Source organism: Phyllobacterium sophorae, assembly GCF_003010965.1.
Taxonomy (GTDB): Bacteria; Pseudomonadota; Alphaproteobacteria; order Rhizobiales; family Rhizobiaceae; genus Phyllobacterium; species Phyllobacterium sophorae.
The window spans coordinates 597,372-614,347 of sequence record NZ_PGGM01000003.1; the positions used below are offsets into that span (position 1 = coordinate 597,372).

Annotated in this window: 18 protein-coding genes; 8 read left to right on the plus strand and 10 right to left on the minus strand. The window is 56.0% G+C overall.

Annotated features, from left to right (window positions below):
* Nucleotides 1–63 precede the first annotated feature (63 nt).
* From CU103_RS10685 to CU103_RS10700, 4 genes are all read right to left on the minus strand, one after another.
* Nucleotides 64–576: a hypothetical protein gene (locus tag CU103_RS10685; RefSeq protein WP_146147779.1), complete on the minus strand. Its 513-nt coding sequence runs from the start codon at nt 574–576 to the stop codon at nt 64–66.
* A gap of 83 nt (nt 577–659) precedes the next feature.
* The gene (locus CU103_RS10690; RefSeq protein WP_106663861.1) at nt 660–1,943 is read right to left on the minus strand and encodes an adenylate/guanylate cyclase domain-containing protein; all 1,284 of its coding nucleotides are present in this window, start codon (nt 1,941–1,943) and stop codon (nt 660–662) included.
* 146 nt (nt 1,944–2,089) lie between these two features.
* On the minus strand, nt 2,090–2,473 hold the full coding sequence (locus CU103_RS10695) for a hypothetical protein (protein WP_146147780.1): 384 nt from the start codon (nt 2,471–2,473) through the stop codon (nt 2,090–2,092).
* Nucleotides 2,474–2,589: 116 nt separating this feature from the next.
* The gene (locus CU103_RS10700; protein WP_106663863.1) at nt 2,590–3,120 is read right to left on the minus strand and encodes a hypothetical protein; all 531 of its coding nucleotides are present in this window, start codon (nt 3,118–3,120) and stop codon (nt 2,590–2,592) included.
* 71 nt (nt 3,121–3,191) lie between these two features.
* Between CU103_RS10700 and CU103_RS10705 the strand changes: the two genes are divergently transcribed.
* A complete protein-coding gene (locus tag CU103_RS10705) occupies nt 3,192–3,752 on the plus strand; it encodes a Crp/Fnr family transcriptional regulator (RefSeq protein ID WP_106663955.1) in 561 nt (186 codons plus the stop codon).
* A gap of 45 nt (nt 3,753–3,797) precedes the next feature.
* On the opposite strand, the gene CU103_RS10710 is transcribed toward CU103_RS10705, so the two are convergent.
* Genes CU103_RS10710 through metC form a run of 5 tightly spaced genes read right to left on the minus strand, consistent with a single transcriptional unit; the run spans nt 3,798 to nt 9,128 of the window.
* On the minus strand, nt 3,798–4,583 hold the full coding sequence (locus tag CU103_RS10710) for an amino acid ABC transporter ATP-binding protein (RefSeq protein WP_106663864.1): 786 nt from the start codon (nt 4,581–4,583) through the stop codon (nt 3,798–3,800).
* An 8-nt stretch (nt 4,584–4,591) separates the two neighbouring features.
* Nucleotides 4,592–5,698 (minus strand): amino acid ABC transporter permease, encoded by a 1,107-nt coding sequence (locus tag CU103_RS10715; RefSeq protein ID WP_106663865.1) that lies wholly within the window; start codon nt 5,696–5,698, stop codon nt 4,592–4,594.
* A 1-nt stretch (nt 5,699) separates the two neighbouring features.
* Complete coding sequence (locus tag CU103_RS10720; RefSeq protein ID WP_106663866.1) at nt 5,700–6,815, minus strand: amino acid ABC transporter permease; 1,116 nt, start codon at nt 6,813–6,815, stop codon at nt 5,700–5,702.
* A 38-nt stretch (nt 6,816–6,853) separates the two neighbouring features.
* Nucleotides 6,854–7,888, minus strand: coding sequence for a transporter substrate-binding domain-containing protein (locus CU103_RS10725; RefSeq protein ID WP_106663867.1), 1,035 nt, complete (start codon nt 7,886–7,888; stop codon nt 6,854–6,856).
* Between the two features lie 31 nt (nt 7,889–7,919).
* The gene (metC, locus tag CU103_RS10730) at nt 7,920–9,128 is read right to left on the minus strand and encodes a cystathionine beta-lyase (RefSeq protein ID WP_106663868.1); all 1,209 of its coding nucleotides are present in this window, start codon (nt 9,126–9,128) and stop codon (nt 7,920–7,922) included.
* Nucleotides 9,129–9,228: 100 nt separating this feature from the next.
* Here metC and CU103_RS10735 point away from each other — a divergent pair, with 100 nt between their 5' ends.
* Together CU103_RS10735 and CU103_RS10745 are read left to right on the plus strand one after the other, a co-directional pair.
* Nucleotides 9,229–10,158, plus strand: a complete 930-nt coding sequence (locus CU103_RS10735; RefSeq protein WP_106663869.1) for a LysR substrate-binding domain-containing protein — start codon at nt 9,229–9,231, stop codon at nt 10,156–10,158.
* A gap of 874 nt (nt 10,159–11,032) precedes the next feature.
* The gene (locus tag CU103_RS10745; protein ID WP_106663871.1) at nt 11,033–11,212 is read left to right on the plus strand and encodes a YdcH family protein; all 180 of its coding nucleotides are present in this window, start codon (nt 11,033–11,035) and stop codon (nt 11,210–11,212) included.
* Nucleotides 11,213–11,811: 599 nt separating this feature from the next.
* Here the strand turns inward: CU103_RS10745 and CU103_RS10750 are convergent.
* Nucleotides 11,812–12,267, minus strand: a complete 456-nt coding sequence (locus CU103_RS10750) for a phasin (protein ID WP_106663872.1) — start codon at nt 12,265–12,267, stop codon at nt 11,812–11,814.
* A 377-nt stretch (nt 12,268–12,644) separates the two neighbouring features.
* Here CU103_RS10750 and CU103_RS10755 point away from each other — a divergent pair, with 377 nt between their 5' ends.
* The 5 genes from CU103_RS10755 (at nt 12,645) to CU103_RS10775 (ending at nt 16,884) form a co-directional block, all read left to right on the plus strand.
* Nucleotides 12,645–13,151: a hypothetical protein gene (locus CU103_RS10755; protein WP_106663873.1), complete on the plus strand. Its 507-nt coding sequence runs from the start codon at nt 12,645–12,647 to the stop codon at nt 13,149–13,151.
* Nucleotides 13,152–13,737: 586 nt separating this feature from the next.
* Entirely contained in the window at nt 13,738–15,327 is a 1,590-nt protein-coding gene (locus CU103_RS10760; protein WP_106663956.1) for a serine hydrolase, read from the plus strand.
* 222 nt (nt 15,328–15,549) lie between these two features.
* Nucleotides 15,550–15,864 (plus strand): ArsR/SmtB family transcription factor, encoded by a 315-nt coding sequence (locus tag CU103_RS10765; protein ID WP_106663874.1) that lies wholly within the window; start codon nt 15,550–15,552, stop codon nt 15,862–15,864.
* Complete coding sequence (locus tag CU103_RS10770) at nt 15,861–16,217, plus strand: SRPBCC family protein (RefSeq protein WP_106663875.1); 357 nt, start codon at nt 15,861–15,863, stop codon at nt 16,215–16,217. The genes CU103_RS10765 and CU103_RS10770 overlap by 4 nt, the downstream gene beginning before the upstream one ends.
* A 34-nt stretch (nt 16,218–16,251) precedes the next feature.
* Nucleotides 16,252–16,884 (plus strand): ATP-dependent Clp protease proteolytic subunit, encoded by a 633-nt coding sequence (locus CU103_RS10775; RefSeq protein WP_106663876.1) that lies wholly within the window; start codon nt 16,252–16,254, stop codon nt 16,882–16,884.
* The last annotated feature ends 92 nt before the right edge of the window (nt 16,885–16,976 follow it).

Sequence of the window (16,976 nt, forward strand, 5' to 3'; positions counted from 1 at the left end):
CGAGGTCTTGAAACCGCGCGAACAGACGTTTGCGCAGAGTTCACCCGTCGACAGACGGAAAGGTCAGATCAGGCGTTTGGGAGGGCGCGACTGGTCGTCGTAGGCACTCGACGTAAGGACGCGGTGCAGGACAGGCTCGAAACTGCGCTTGGGCAGAAGCATGGGCTCGAAGTAGCTCGGAGCAAATGCAGCAAGGGGCGAACAATAAACTTCACAGTCCATGTCCGCGGACGGATGTTCGGGAGAATGCTTTTCTACAGCCAAACCGGATTTCGAAACCGCGGGTTCATCTACATCTGCAGAATGATGGCCACCCTCATGAGAATGACCGCCCATTCGCGTTTGGGCAGAACTGTATGTTTGCAAAATGTCCGTGCTGTTTTGCGCAGATGCCGCAAACTGCATGGATGTCATGATTAGCAATGCGAGAGCCAGCAGCACCTTGAATGGCGCTGAGCCGCTTCCCCCAAATTGCTGCACGAACCGTTCCATGATGCTTTTCCACAAGTGTTCGCAGTAATTGTCAACGCAAAAATAGCTGAAGTGCAGTCTCATGCTTAAGTTGTGATCGAACATTACGAAATTCACGCGGGTTGGCCCAATGTCGCCTTTCTTCGGCCCACAAATCGCCCCATTTCCGGCAGTGTTTCCTAGCCTGTTCAATGGACATCCGACGACGGATCCCGGGTTTGAGTCCAACCCATACGCTCCAGATAAGCAATTCCGATTGTTCCGCGCCGCCCGGGAAGTTCCACGTCATCCTTCCTTTTCCAGTCCGCGGCCGATAAGGACCCGGGAACCCGGCTCAACATTGCCGCTGACACAACAAGCGATGCCTCAAGGATTTTCGTCATTGCTTCCAAGCGCTGCGCGACATTAACGACGTCGCCGAAAACCGTGAACTCATCGTGAAACCCGCTCTCAAGCACTCCGCCGATGATGGTGCCCATGTGCAAGCCGATGCCTGCGTCAAGCGCGGGCTTTCCTTCCTGGCGTCGCCACTTTGTCCAATCATCGAGAATTCGCACCAGCTGCAGTGCACATTGCAACGCGCGCTCCGCGTCGTCCGGTGAAGGCTTCGGCTGACCGAATACGGCCATGATTCCGTCCCCCATGAACTTGTCTACGGTGCCCCCGGTGCGAAACACTTCGCCAGCAACGATGCTGCGGTATTCTGCCAGGATTTCAGCAAGGGCGGCGGCGGGAGCGGTTTCGGTAAAACGCGTGAATTCCCGCAGGTCCACGAACATGACGACCGCTTCCCGACGTTCGAGGTCTAGGCTATCGCTGGCAATCTGCAGGTCCGAGACCACGGAGGGCGAGAAAAAACGCGAAAGGTTCAAGCGCCGTTCTTCACTCTCAATCGCCACGCGCATGATGGTCCGGTGGTCAATCGTCAGGAGGTATACGACGATGGCGGCAAATGCGAACGCAGCCGCCAATCCGAGGTCCTTACTGACGAAATGGGTGTCGATGCCGCCTGACCAATGCCGGGCTGTCATGAGCAGCAGCAGAAACAGCCATCCCGCAAGAACTATGCTGCTGAAGAGTATGACAAGCCAAGGCATGAGCCTGAGACCGACATGATTGAGAAGCAGAAAGGCGATCGCGAGGCTCGGCGTCGTGAGCCCATGATCCTCCGTGACATCGAAGCGGAAAAGATGTTCATAAAGTACGATGATGACCAGCAGGGCATCGAGGGAGACGAAGAACGTGTCCGTCGAGGGAGATTCGCGTCTGGTGATCGCCATTCCCAGCGACAGGAGACTGACCACCAGATAGCCAACTATGACGGTCGCATGGACGGCGAAATTGTCGTGATCGTTACCTAGAATGAGGTTAGCGAACAGGATGAGGAGCACGGCCGCTCGCAAACTTGCGGACCGGATGTCCCTCTTCCACTGTTGTTTGTCGGTTGTCGTCGATTGAATGGGAGGTGTCATGATCGTTTTCCCCCAAAACCGACGGAAATGCAGTCGTGCCATGCAGGCATCGCGCAGAAATCCAGATTCATGAGTGAGCTTTCAGGACAGGAGGACCGACACGCGGCCTGAGTGGCCACGCGGTTATGTCGCCTTCCGGCGAATGGTCAGACGACTGTCTTGGGCGGGCGGTCGCTGGTTTCGGCGTGGCGACGCTTCAAATGTTGGTCAGCGAATGTCACAACGAGCCTCGACGTGGCCTGTCCGGTGTTCAGATCGCTCTCAGGCAGGTAGAAGCCTGATAGGCAGTGTTGTTCGCAATTCTGTTCGATCGCGTCACCAAACAACGATATTAACTCACCCCCGACATTCAAGACCGTTGTTTCCCCGGCTCGGGCGGTTTTTCCGCTGCCTTGTTCGACATGGACATGCTGCGGGGTAGTTATCAATGGTGGAGCGAAAGTTTCTGATTGCATGATGGCCGAAATGACAATCATGAACATCAGAGCGGTGGGAAAACCTGAACGCCAGTTTTTGCGGGAACCCATCATGCGTTCAATTCGGCAATCGTTCGAGGAGAATCATCGTCGCCTATGACATCGGAAACCAAAACGGCTAATCCGTGGCGGGGCATAATTTTCCACCGCGAAGTTGAGCAGCCCTGCTACTATTTGGGATCAGCGTATCCCCGCAAGGAATTGTATTGGTCAATCTGATCCACGGTCAGTAGCAGCCTCGTTTTCAAATGTGCGGACAGATGGATAGAACGCAACCTGCCCCGGCTTTCTTCGATTTTGGCGATCATTTTTGAGAGGGTGTCGTCGGTGATCGTCCCGTTTTTGAATTCGAGGTCCAATGCGCGCTCGTAAGAAATTAGGCGGTTTCCTTCTGATACCGCGTCCGAGCGCATGTGATCAGAAATTATTTGTATGGCGGCTGTCTGCTGCGGGTCGAGTCGGATCTCGTCTTTCAACTCCAACAAATGCGAAGGCCCCGGTATGCCGTTTAATTCCGCAGCCTTGGCCAAGCCGCTGCCAGCGCCTTTACGCAGATCTGCGATTTCCTCGTCCGATAAGCTTTTGATCTCGCGGGTCTCTTCTCCCGCATATGCGGATGTTGCTCCATGTTGATGCTCCTGAGCGTAAACTGCGGCCGGAAGCAACACAGCTATCATTACTAGAATACGTACGAATTCCATGGTTGCGCTCCCAACGACTTTATGCCCGAAGAGGTTGCCACGGGCTTTAAAGGTGGGACATGATAGCGATCATGTCGGATCAAATGATTGAGCAGCTTCGAAGGCTGGCTTCGAACGAGATGTCGTTCGGTGAAGGGGAAGTCGTATTTGCGCAAGGTTCCAAGGTCAGCTTTATTTATCTCGTTGTTCATGGGTCAGTCCGGCTGCTGCGGCATCAATCAGATGGCGCGGCGATCGTGATGCAACGAGCTACGGCCGGATCAGTTCTGGCAGAAGCTTCTCTGTTTTCGCATCGCTATCATTGTGACGCGGTCGCGCTGCTTCCTTCGAAACTGGTTTCGATCAGAAAAACGCTGTTGGTCGATCAAATATTCGGCAATCCGGAATTGGCGAGAATGTGGAACGCTTATATGGCCCGCGAAATCCAGCATGCCCGCCGCAGCGCGGAGATCATCTCGCTCAGGACGGTCGCGGCGCGGCTTGATGCCTGGATTGCATGGAATGACGGGAAGTTTCCTCCCAAGGGCGAATGGAAGACCGTTGCCGAAGATATGGGTACCAGCCCTGAGGCCCTTTACCGGGAACTCTCCAAACGCAGAGCGGTCCGTTCAAAGCGAGCCAATCCGGCTTAAAATCGGTCCGGCACGAGACCGACACGCTGAAGAAGCCCAAAAACCTCAGTGCAAAATCTGGCTGAGGAACAGCTTGGTGCGCTCATGCTGCGGATTATCGAAGAACTCCGCGGGGGCGTTCTGCTCGACAATCTGACCCTGATCCATGAAGATCACCCGGTTGGCAACCTGACGGGCGAAGCCCATCTCGTGGGTGACGCAGACCATGGTCATGCCCTCTTCGGCAAGCTGAACCATCGTATCCAGCACTTCCTTGATCATCTCCGGATCGAGCGCCGATGTCGGTTCATCGAACAGCATGATGCGCGGGTTCATGCAGAGTGACCGCGCAATCGCCACGCGCTGCTGCTGACCGCCGGAAAGCTGGCCCGGATACTTGTTGGCCTGCTCGGGGATCTTGACGCGCTCAAGATAGTGCATCGCGATCTCGTCGGCCTTCTTCTTCGGCATCTTGCGCACCCAGATCGGTGCCAGAGTGCAATTTTCCAGAATGGTCAGATGCGGGAAAAGATTGAAGTGCTGAAACACCATGCCGACCTCGCGGCGCACCTCGTCGATCTTCTTCAGATCGTTGGTGAGTTCAATCCCATCAACGAGGATCTTGCCGCTCTGATGTTCTTCCAGCCGATTGATGCAGCGGATCATGGTGGACTTGCCCGAGCCGGACGGGCCGGCGATGACGATACGCTCACCGCGCATCACCTTCAGGTTGATATCTTTCAGGACATGAAAATCACCATACCACTTATTTACGCCCGTCAACGCGACGGCGACTTCATCATTTCGGGAATCGAGCTGAAGACTGGTCTGCCTCGCGATGGAAAGTGTCATGCAACCTCTCACTGACTGATGTGACCACGCCGCTCCAGGAAATCGGAGAAGCGGGCAAAGGAGAAGGACAGCGCGAAGAAGATCGCACCGATGAACAGGAAAGTTTCGGCTGCTGGTGATGGCCAAGCAGGGTCGGCCAACGCAGCTTTGCCTGAACTGATAAGGTCAAACAGGCCGACCACTAGCACCAAGCTGGTGTTCTTGATCATCACGATGATTGTATTTGCCAGCGCGGGGATAGCGACGCGTATTGCCTGTGGCAAAATCACCAATCGCTGCGTACGCCAGAACGAGAGGCCGAGAGCTTCGGCAGCCTCATATTGCCCGCTTGGAACGGCTTGCAGTCCACCGCGGATCACCTCAGCCAAATATGCCGATGCAAACAGCGTCAAAGCAACCAACGCACGCACGAACTTGTCCGGCAGGAGATAGTCCGGCAAAAATAGCGGAAGCATGATTGATGCGACGAACAGGATAGACAGCAGCGGCAATCCACGAATTCCTTCGATGAAGGCCACGGCGATGATCCGCATCGCAGGCATCGTCGTCGAGCGGCGCGCAAGTGCCAACAAGACGCCTATGGGGAAAGCGACCCCAATGGCGACGACGGTCAAGATCAGCGTCACCGGAAGGCCGCCCCAGGATGATGTGGGAACCGTTGCCAGCCCGAGACCGCCACCCATCAGCCATCCGACGAGTGCCAGGGCCGCGATCCAAAGCTGCAACAGGCGCGGTGTCCAACTGGCCGGCCGCACCGACCAGGCGAGGAGTGCAATGATGAGCACACACACCAATGCCGGACGCCAGCGCTCGTCGAACGGATAGATCCCGAAAAGCAACTGACCGGATTTTGCGTAAATGAAGCTCCAGCAAGCACCCGACGCCGCACGGCAGGCATTGGGATCGGGATCGAACAGAACCGCGTCCAAAACGAACCACCGAAACATTGGGGGTACCACGGCAAACAAGGCCGCGCCAAAGACTAAGGTGAGTATTGCGTTCAGCGGCGTGCCGAAGAGGAGCTTGACCGTTCGCCGAACCTTGCCGGTGAACGCTCCTGATGAGATGGCAGGCACGATTGGCCGCCCGACAAGCTCTGCCGACAACGATTTCATATCATCGCTCCACTATTGCGATACGGAGGTTGTACCAATTGGCGAGCGCCGACAAAGTCAGGTTCAACGCAAGGTAGACGCCGAGGATGATGAACAGCCCTTCGATAGAGTGACTCGACTTGCTGATGGTCGTGTTCATGACAGCCAGGAAGTCGGGATAGCCAACCGCAATCGCCAGCGTCGAGTTCTTGACGACATTGATGTACTGACTGTTCAGAGGAGGCAGGATTATGCGCAACGTCTGCGGAATGACGATCAGTCGCAGTATTCTGGCGTGGGACAGGCCGAGTGAGCGGCCGGCATCCCATTGGCCCTTACCGATGGCCAAAACGCCGCCACGAACGATTTCAGCAACAAACCCGCTGGTATAGATCGTCAATCCGACGAGAATTGTGCTCAGTTCCGGTGTCAACCCAATCCCGCCCCGGAAACTAAAACCCGTAAAGACTGGCCAATCGACGTTGATGGATGCCTTTGCTGCCCAGAAACCGATCACTGCGGCACCCAACAGCGCAATGATGGCGACCCACTGTATGCGCCGAAAGAACTTGCGGACCAGACGCGCGCCGATAAACAGGCCCGCAATTCCAGCCAGACCCCATCCGATCGATTGCAGGCTGGCGTCAACGGCCGGCATCACGAGACCACGCATTGACACGTAGACGCCGGGCGCAAGATTGATGGCTTGGCCAATCGGCGGAAGGATCTTCCACCACAATGAATAGAGAAAGATGAGCAGGACAATGGGTGGCGTATTGCGCGCGATCTCGATCCACACCTTGCATGTGCCTGAGGCGAGCGGATTGCTGCTTAACCGCGTGATCCCCAGGATCAGGCCGATGATCGACGAGAAGATTATGACCAGCGCGGAAATAAGGATTGTGTTCCCTATTCCGACGATTATCGCCCAGTAGTAAGGATCACGAGACCCGTACGACAGAATTGACTCGGATATCACGAGCCTTGACGGCATCGTAAGGAAGTCAAACCCTATCGGAATGCCACGCGCCTCGAGATTGGCGACCGTCGTGGTAAAGAGGAGAGCGGTAAACCCAACGAGCGCAATTATCAAAACGCCCTGAATAGCGATCGCCCTGGCCTTCGCGTCGTTGAGCATCTAGCCCTCCTGTTTCGTGACCGTTGACTCCGATACGATCAATTCCACGGCAGCGGGTAGTTCAGACCGCCGTCCTTGGCGAGAGCGTTCATGCCGCGTTCCACCTTCAGGGGACTGTTCATGCCGAGGTTGTTGTCCCAGATTTCCGCATAGTTCCCCATCTGCTTGACGACGTTGTAGACCCACTTGTCGTCAAGTCCGATCGGCTTGCCAAAACCGGGCTCCTCCCCCAAAACGCGCTTCACTTCATCGCTTCCGGTCTTGAGCTTCTCATCAATGTTTTTCGAGTCGATACCGTTGGTCTCGGCCCAAAGCAACGCGTTGATCGTCCAGCGTACGATGTCGAAAAGCTGGTCGTCGCCGCGGGCAATGGCGACGCCGTTTGGCTCGACGGTGTGTCCCACTCTTATGATGGCGTAATCGTCCGGGTTCTTGGCCACCGAAGCGCGTTGTCCGGCGGCGGCAGTCCCGTCAGTAACGTAGCTGTCGCATCGTCCCCCGAAAAAGGCATCCCGCGCCTGGATCGTTGAGTCGAAGTAGACCTTCTGCATCGATATGTTGTGCTCTTCTTCGGTCTCCTGAATTGCGGTCTCCGTGAGGCTTCCGCCACCTTGCAGGCACACCGTCCTGCCATCCAGTTGCTTGGGATCCGTGATGTTGTCGGCCTTTCGGACCAGAAGCCCGTCGACATCGTAGAGCGTCAGCCACACAAAGCGGACCACCATATCGCGGGTATAGGTCAATGTGGATGTACGGGAGAGGATATCGATCTCGCCAGTCTGCAGCGCTGAGAACCGCTGGCCTGCATTAAGGGGCACAAAACGGATCTTGTCCTTGTCGCCCAGAAGGGCGACCGCGAAGGCGCGGCAAATGTCGGAGTCGAAGCCGCGGTAATAGCCTTTCTCGTCCGGCCGCGAGAGCCCAGGCACGCCTTGGCTCGCGCCGCAGCTCACATAGCCGCGCTCTTTGATCTTGTTGACTACCGTTTGGGCTTCCGCCGACGCTCCGAGTAGAGCCGAAGCGGCGATTGCGACGCTTGCTACTGCCAGCGATTTGAATGTTTTCAGTTTCATGACCGTGTTCCCTTTTTTGTTGATTTGAAAACTAGATCCCCTGCCGGATGGACGGCGTGAGAGGTTGCACCATTTCGGCTTCCAGTAGCCGAAATGCCCTTTCCAGATCAGCCAGCAGGTCGTCGACGTGCTCCAATCCGATACTGAAACGGACCAAAGGGCCCTGTTCAGTGATCCTGGTCGCCGTGCGAACCGGGGGCGGATCCATCACTGCCACGATGCTTTTCGTGCCACCCCAACTTGCACCGATGCTGAAGAACTCCAAGGACTCGATCACTGCAGCAACGTGCGAACGCGTCCACGGTTGTAAAATGACGGAGAACAAGCCCGAAGACCCGAGGAAATCGCGCTGCCATAGTTCGTGCCCCGGATGGGAGGGGAGTGCCGGGTGAAGGACGTTGACGACCTCGGGACGATCCCCAAGCCACCTTGCAACCGCCAAGGCATTCGCCTCGGACCGATCAAGCCGCACTGAAAGGGTCTCGATGCCGCGCAAGACAAGAGAGCAGTCTTCCGGTGAAACACCATAACCGAGATAACGCGACACATCCCGAAGGCGTCGGTACAGGACCTCATCGCGGACAGTCACAGACCCCATAAGCACGTCCGAATGACCGCCGAGGTACTTTGATATTGCACAGATGGAAAAATCGATGCCCATATCGAGGGGTTTGAAGCGAAGTGGGGTTGCCCATGTATTGTCGGCAGCCACGCGTGAACCGTTTGCGCGCGCGGCGCTTACAATCGCCGCCATATCTTGAATTTCCATCGTTGCCGAGCCCGGCGATTCAACCAGGACCAGCTTCACGCGGTCGTCTAGGAGTGCTCCGATCTCGCCGCCGATTAGCGGATCATAGTAGCCGACTTGAATTCCGAGAAATGACAGAAAGTTGTCGGACAGTGTCCTTACCGGGTCATACACACTGTCCGGTAGCAGCACCTGATCACCAGCTTTCGCCACCGCAAGAATTGTCAAGACAATGGCGGCAAGACCAGACGGCACTACGTGAGACGTAGCTCCATTTTCGAGCGACGCGATCCGAGCTTCGAGCGCCCTTGAAGTTGGCGTGCCATACAATCCGTAGGAGTAGCCGTCGTAGAAAAACTCACGCCGGCGTTGGTAGGCCTCGACTGTGGGGAACACAACCGTAGACCCTCGGAAAACCGGAAACGATAAGCTTTGGAAGCCGGATGGCGCGGTGGCGTCATCTATCTGTAGGCATCTGGTGTCGTCGTGCATATTGAAGTCCCTCGTCTGCTTCAGACAATAGACTTGTGATAGACACGCCACAAATGCATAGTGATGACCAAATCATTCATCCTGGTTATAATGAATTGACATGAATCTTGCCCTGATTGAAATATTTAACGCAGTGATGAAAACGGGCTCCACCACAAGGGCCGCCACCCTGCTGGGAGTTTCACAGCCCGGGGTCAGTCGTGGCTTGAAGCGGCTCGAGGACACGACCAAACTTAAGCTGTTCGAACGATCCGGTCCTCGGCTGACGGCAACACCTGAAGCTCTCCTGCTATACCGCGAGGTCCAGGCGGCCCATGCTGGCCTGGACAGATTGCGGCAGGCGGTCGCGCGGATCCGTGAAGTGGGGACGGGTTCGCTGAAGGTCGCGAGTTCCGCGGCCCTTGGCCTCAGCTTCATGCCCCGGGTTATCGCCAAGTATCTGAAACGCCGACCTGCCGTGTCGATAACGTTCGAAATCTCTGGTTCGTCTGCAGTTCGGGATTTGGTGGCAAGCGGCTTGTTCGATTTTGGGCTTTGTGCCGACGAAATCGATACAACCAATCTGGTCGCCGAGCCTTTCATCGAAAGTTATGGTGTATGTGTGTTTCGGAAAGGTCACGCCCTGGAGAGCAAGCGGATCGTAAGCCCGAGCGATCTCCATCAGGAACGCCTCATTTGCCTCTCCCCTGAGGACACAGCCCGAAAACAGCTCGACCGTCATATGGCTGCCGCAGGTGTTTCGCCCCGCATGATCGTGGAAACACAATTCTCCGCCACAGTCTGCCAACTGGCGCTCGAAGGCGCGGGGGTGGGCGTCGCCAACGTCCTCAGCTATGTCTCGGAAGGGTATGAAAAAGCAGGACTTATTGCCCGCCCCTTAGTTCCTACCGTCAACTTCGTGACGCTGCAGATCGTGCCGCCTCAAAGGGCACGATCGAGACTCGTGGACGAGTTTGCAGCGGAACTGGTTCAGGAACGCGATAAGCTCCTGAAGGACTGCAGCCAATACCGTCCCGATAGAATGTTGTGATACAAAACTTCCCGATCAAGGTGGTAATTTATGCCATTGAATTCGTTCGAGCATGAAGCTGGCACGCCGCCAACGTTTGCCTCGTCTTCCTTTTGCCGGACACCGCTTTTACAGTCATTGCCGGAAGAACGGGAACCCTATCTTCTCTTGCCCGCTTAAGGAACGCAGTTGCTGTCGCCGCAGGTGTCGTCTACCCGATATTCGGGATCTTGCTTTCGCCGATGATCGCGGCAGCGGCGATGAGTGTATCTTCCGCCAACGCGCTACGCCTGAGTACTGTGAAATTGTAGGCTGAGCGGGCTGGCATTGGTTGTATCGTGGCCGATGCGATTAGCGCGCCCACTGTGCGAAGGATCGTAGATAGAATGTAGGCGGTCTCTTTTCGCTAAAATTTGTTTCAGTTGGTTGGTGCGCGCCCGATTCTGTCCGGCAGTGGACAGAGTCGGAACCTTTCCATACTTCACGGTATTTAAATTATGCTGAGTTCCAGGTCAGCGGGCCTTGGATTTTTCCGATATTCAAGGCTGTGTATTGACGGTGGGACGTTATCTCACCGTCTTTTTTGGGCAGTGCCCGTTCCTGGAGGGGCATTGATCACTTTCAATGCCCACCGATTGGGTCTCGGCGGCTAAAAATGTTGAATGCGGCGAGATGCACCGCATATGTCGTCTCTTCTCGAGCGGCTCTGACTCGTTCTGCCTTGCCGTCTTCGCGGGAGGTCCCTTTGTTCGCCGGGTGCATCCGGTCGGATGCACCCGGCGATGACCGCTTGAACCTCACTTCATCGTTCTTACATCAGAGACGGTGTCGTGTTTCAGCGGCACTTTCCGGAGGCCCCCGTTCAGATAGACAACGAGCAGAAGGAACGCACCGTATGTCCCTCGAAAAACACCTGATGTCACTTCGCACCAAACATCAGCAACTTGATCGCGCCGTCGCCTCACTTGAGGCCGCTCCATCGTCAGATAGCCTCGATATCGCACAGCTGAAAAAGGAAAAGCTTCAGCTCAAGGAAGAGATCGTCGACCTCGAGTCCAAAATTACCCATCACTGAAATACTTCGTGGGAACCCGGCAGTGCCTCGAGCTACGCGATGTTGGCTCGAGGCAGAAAATGGGATGCTGACGTACGAGGCAAGCCAATATTGTGCAGTCTTAAAGTTGACTACACTTGACGTGCAGGCTTTCCATGACCCCATGAAAATGATCCGTTGGTCGGGCCGTACGCCATCACCTCACTTGATGAGGCGAGTGCCTATTGGCCTTCCTGATATTGGGAGGTCGCTATCGGGAATGCTGCACCCTCGGCGCTTCTCACAAGCAAGCGCCCGAGAAGTCTTGGCGCTGTCCCCGCACCAGTCGCTTTGGGCCCGCCTTCTGCCCTTTTGTTCTCGCGGCCGTCGTATATGTCACCCAGCAGGGATTCTGCTATGGTCGGTCCCGTACGGGATTTGCACGACGGCCCGACTTCCCGTTCACATCTGTCGTATTGAAGCCATTCCTTTGGGGCTCACTAACGTTCATAATGAATTTTAAGGATTAACTCATGACCCAAATTGAATATGACTGTATGCATTTGATCTTGCCAGCCCTCGGGGATTTGCCGACGGGAATAGCCGGGACTCCCGTACGACTCCAACGACGATGATCAAAATTAAATGACCTTGACGTCCTTGATTGCCTTCTCGACAGCCGACTTGACCGGTGCGGAGATTTCTTCAACGGCCTTGGTGGCAACAGCCTGGAATTCCTTGGCCTGACCGGAGATGGCTTCTGCCTGCTTGCGTACGAATGCGCTCTGCAGTTCGATTACTTCACCGAAAGACTTCACGCCAATCAGGGCTTCGATATGCGCGAAGCTGGCTTCCGTGTTGGCGCGCAGTGCAGCCAATGCCTTCAGGGAAAGAGCAGCGGTGTTGGACTGGGCGGTCTCGAAAGTGGTTTCAAGCGTCTTCTGTGCAGCTTCGGCCTGATCCTTGATCTTGGCATAAGCTTCCTTGGACTGCGCAACGCCCTTTTCGGTGAATTCGCGAACCTGGTCGGTTACAGCGGTGGCATCGAAAGCAGGGATCGAGAAAGCATCGGCAGTCTGTTTGGTGGTCTTGCTCATTGTAAAATCCTCCTATGACGCAGCCAGTATTTACTGGTGCCTTGGTCATCCTCACGGTTGAATAGGGTAACTAAGTTTGTTGTGCATAGCAATAAATGTTTTGCATTGCACAATAAATAACGGATGTTTATTTAACATCGCGATGTTCTATGATCCGCTGACTCACCACGAAGGCTCGAACGAAGTATTTATTCCCTAATCCAGGGAGACCAAGCCTCACTGGGAACAATTATTGCTCAAACAGGTTGTGTAGCTGTCGAGGCCGCGGGGCGAATCACACGCCTCGCGATCACGGCTCCGGACGTTCATGCGCAATGTGAAGAACCGGGCCTCATCGGGTTTGGGGCTCACCCAAGCATAATCATGGGAGACAAAATATGACCGACAAATCGACGTTCACACCCGAGGAATGGAAACACATTCTCGGAGGCGTCATGCTCGCCGGCATGGCCGTGACCATGGCCGACCAGAGCGGGTTATGGGGCATGCTGAAAGAAAGCATGGCAAGTACCAGCGCCGTACTCAATACGCGCACCGAACCCGATTCAAATGGTCTGGTTCAAGCTGTCATAGCCGACTTTCAGACATCGGAGGGCCGCACCGCGGCGCGTGAAGAGATCAAAAGCGTGCTTGCAGGCGCCACGTCGTCACCTGAGGCGCAGGCCAAGGCCGTTGATGCCTTGAAGAAGGTGGCCACCTTGCTGGACACCAAGGCATCTGCCGACGCTCAAGCGTTCAAATCATGGCTTCAGGCGATCGGCCAGCGCACGGCGGATGCTGCGAACGAGGGCGGGTTCCTTGGTTTCGGCGGTGTGGCGGTGAGCGATGCAGAAAAAGCAGCTCTTGATCAGATCGCCCAAGCGCTGAACCCATCGGTGGCCTGAAAAGTGGCCATCAATATCTAAAGGGCGTCACCTTGCCAGGACAGGTATCAGCAGGCCAACCATTTCAAGGCACAGCGTCATGATCGATTCCGATGTGACCCTCGGTTGGTGCCACTGGTACTTTCCTGGCCGTTCCAATTCGCCAGGTTGACCACCTCACTGGTCGTGGCCCGGGGGTTGTTACCCATACTGATTTCCGCCCCGGGGTCGTAGGTGCCGGCGGCCGAGGGGGCAAGCTCGGCCATGGTGACAACGAGTGCTTCTTGCGCGGCGACTGTTTCAGCTAAACCGTCGATTAACGCTGTTGGCTCCCGGCATCGATTCTATCCAGCGATGGCTGCGGCATAGATAAAGTCTCCTGGTGCGCGGACATCAGGACGCACACATCCCGCCTCAATGCGCTTATTGTTCCATTTGGTCATCGCTGTTTGCGCCCGCTGATCGCCGCGAACAGGACGCGCATGCCGTTGGATTGCAGAAGTGCAAGGTAGGGCATCTCCCTTGCTGACATGGCACTGGAACGAGGTGTCCAACAATCGCAAAGCCAGCTATAGTTGCGCCATCGGCGCACTCAGGGGGAATGGGCATGACCGACACATTTGACCGAGCCACCAAGCGTATCCGCTTCTTTAGCCTCCAAGCTCTTTTGTTTACGGCCATGCTGACGGGAACCACCCCGCCCGCCGCACACGCGCAATCCTTCGAGCATGCGACAAAAGACAAGGTAATCACTGCCCTCCCTGCGCTGGAGAAGTTGGCCCAAGGCATCGTGGGTGGCGACAGAGTCCCGGGCCTGTCGATCGCTATCATCTATCAGGATGAGGTGGTATACTTGAAAGGTTTCGGCGTCAGGGAAGAGGGCAAGGGCGAGCCGGTCGACGCCGATACGGTGTTCCAGCTTGCCTCGTTCTCCAAACCGATTGCCTCGACCGTCGCGGCGGCGATTGTGAGCGAAGGAATGGCGAGTTGGGATTCGAGGATGGCCGACATTGACCCATCCTTTCAGCTCTACGAGGCCTATCCGACAACCCAGGTGACCGTACGCGATCTCTTCTCTCACCGCAGCGGCCTACCTGGAAGCGCGGGCAACGAACTTGAGGAGCTCGGTTACGACCGCGACGCGATTCTTCAACGGCTCCGCCAGGTCAAGCCGTCGAGTAGCTTTCGATCGGGCTACTCCTACAGCAATTTCGGCCTTACCGCGGGCGCGGTCGCTGTCGCCAAGGCTTTCGGTATGAGCTGGGAGGATGCAGCCGATGCGAAGCTCTACAAGCCACTTGGAATGTCATCAACCAGCTCGCGCTACGCCGACTTTCTGACGCGCACTAACCGCGCCACCCTCCACGCCCAGCTCGACGGCAAATGGCGAGCCCTTGCCAAGCGCGATCCCGACGCGCAGTCACCTGCTGGCGGCGTGAGCTCCAACGCCCGCGATCTAGCTCAATGGATGCGGCTTCAGCTTGGCAACGGCAAATACAACGGCAAGCAACTGATCAAGGAAGATGCGATCGGCTCAACGCATGTGCCCCTCATGCCGCTCGGCAAGAACCCCGTCAGCGGGACGCCGGTCTTCTACGGTCTCGGCTGGAATGTTGATTACGGCAAATATGGGGAAGTCTGGGGCCATGCCGGCGCCTTCAGCGTTGGCGCACGCACTGTGGTCAGTCTCCTTCCATCCGAGAGCCTCGGCATCGTCGTACTCTCGAATGGGTTCCCGACCGGCGTTCCAGATGGCCTTGCCAATGCGTTCTTCGACCTGGTCATGACGGGAAAAACCTCCCGCGATTGGGTCGCTGATTGGGACCAGATCTATGCAGGGCTGTTCGGGCCCGCCGTAGAGACGGCTGTAGCCCGCTACGGCACGCCACCCGCCTCACAATTGCCGGCGCTGCCACTTTCGGCCTACACCGGCACCTATGGCAACCCCTACATCGGCAGGGCCGTCATTACCGAAAAGGACGGCGCGTTGGAAATCCGGCTCGGACCGGAAGGCAAGGCAGTGTTCCAGCTCAGCCATTTTGACCGGGACCTCTTTACCTACCGCCCGTACGCGGAGATGCCAACGATGCCGTTTGTTGTGAGCTTCGCGATTGGATCAGACCAAAAGGCGACCGAAATCACGCTCGATGATTTGAACGACCTTGGACTGGGGTTACTGAAGCGCACTGGGAACTGAGCACCGCAGCAACTGGCTCACTTCCTCAGGATGCGCGGCCATGAGGTCGCTCGACAGATGATCGACCGAGTTTCGCCAGCCGACTGACCCAGCTTCAAGTCCGTCGTCGGTCTGCCGGCAAAAGCCATTGTTCGGGTCGCCGCAGAATTGATGAGACTGCAATCCGGTAGACGTTGATTTTGTTGTGTTGCCAATCATATAAGTCTGTGCTTATGTATTTGCATGAACGAATCAGAACTTTTCAAGGCGCTGGCTGATCCGACAAGGCGCGCTGTGTTCGAGCGGCTGGCCGATGGGGAGATGAACGCCACGGACTTGCGGCAAGGGTTTGACTTGTCGCAGCCAGCCATGTCGCAGCATCTGGCTGTTCTACGGACGGCTGGACTGATCGCGGAACAGAAATACGGCAGAAATGTCCTCTATCGGATCAATCCCGATGGCGTGGCGCGAATCCATCAATGGCTTAGCCGCTATAACGCGTTCTGGCCAAGCCGCGTGGACGACCTGAAGCAACTTCTTAAGGAGATGGATCAATGATACGCAAGTCCGACGCGAGCATAAACCTCACCTATGAATTGGATGCTGCTCCATCTAGAGTATGGCGGGCTTTGACCGAGCCGGAATACGTGTCGCAATGGCTCAAAAGACCCGCCGGCAAGAACAAGGTTCCGCAGGAAAATGCGCTGGTGCCATCCTTCGAATTGCGCCTGATCTCAGCCGATCCAGATTCCCGCGTGCGCTACAGCATCAAGGATAATGATGCCGTTAGTGTTGTGACATTCCAGATCCGAGCAAATGCCAGCGGTGGCACGACCTTCAGCATTGTGCATGAACTTGCGATGAGCGCAGCCAACAGTAACTGGCAAATTCCGCTGCGCGCAGCAGCCTAAAGACTATTTTGAAGACCCCGAAAGGAGCTCGCCCATGCGCGACATGATGCAACTCGTCCCTATGGTAGTGGAACAATCAAGCCGCGGCGAACGATCATTCGATATTTACTCGCGCTTGCTACGCGAACGTATCGTGTTCCTGAACGGCCAAGTCGAGGACGCAATGGCAGCACTCATCTGCGCGCAATTGCTGTTTTTGGAATCGGAAGGCCCCACAAAGCCGGTTTCAATGTACATAAACTCCCCCGGTGGTGTTATCACCAGTGGTTTGGCGATCTATGACACGATGCAGTTCATTACATGCCCGGTCGCAACATTGTGCATGGGTACGGCGCGGTCAATGGGTTCTTTCCTGCTGATGGCCGGTGAACCCGGTCAGCGCGCTGCGCTGGTAAATTCAAGTATTCATGTGCATCAACCGCTCGGCGGGTTTCAGGGACAGGCCTCCGACATTTTCATCCATGCGGAAGAAATGCGGCAAACCAAGCACCGAATGATCAGCCTCTACGCGCAGCATTGCGGACGCTCGTTCGAGGATGTGGAAAAGACATTGGATCGCGATCACTTCATGACCGCGGAGGAAGCCAGGGAATGGGGCCTTGTTGACACAGTTCTATCAAAGCGAGCCGGGATGGAACTCCCCTCTACCAGCACACCCTTTGATTGATTCCCACCGGATGCGCCAATAGGGGTATTCAGACTTGCTAGCAACTGAATCCGTCCCCAAGTTCACTGTTCAATTAGCAGGTTGCATCGGCC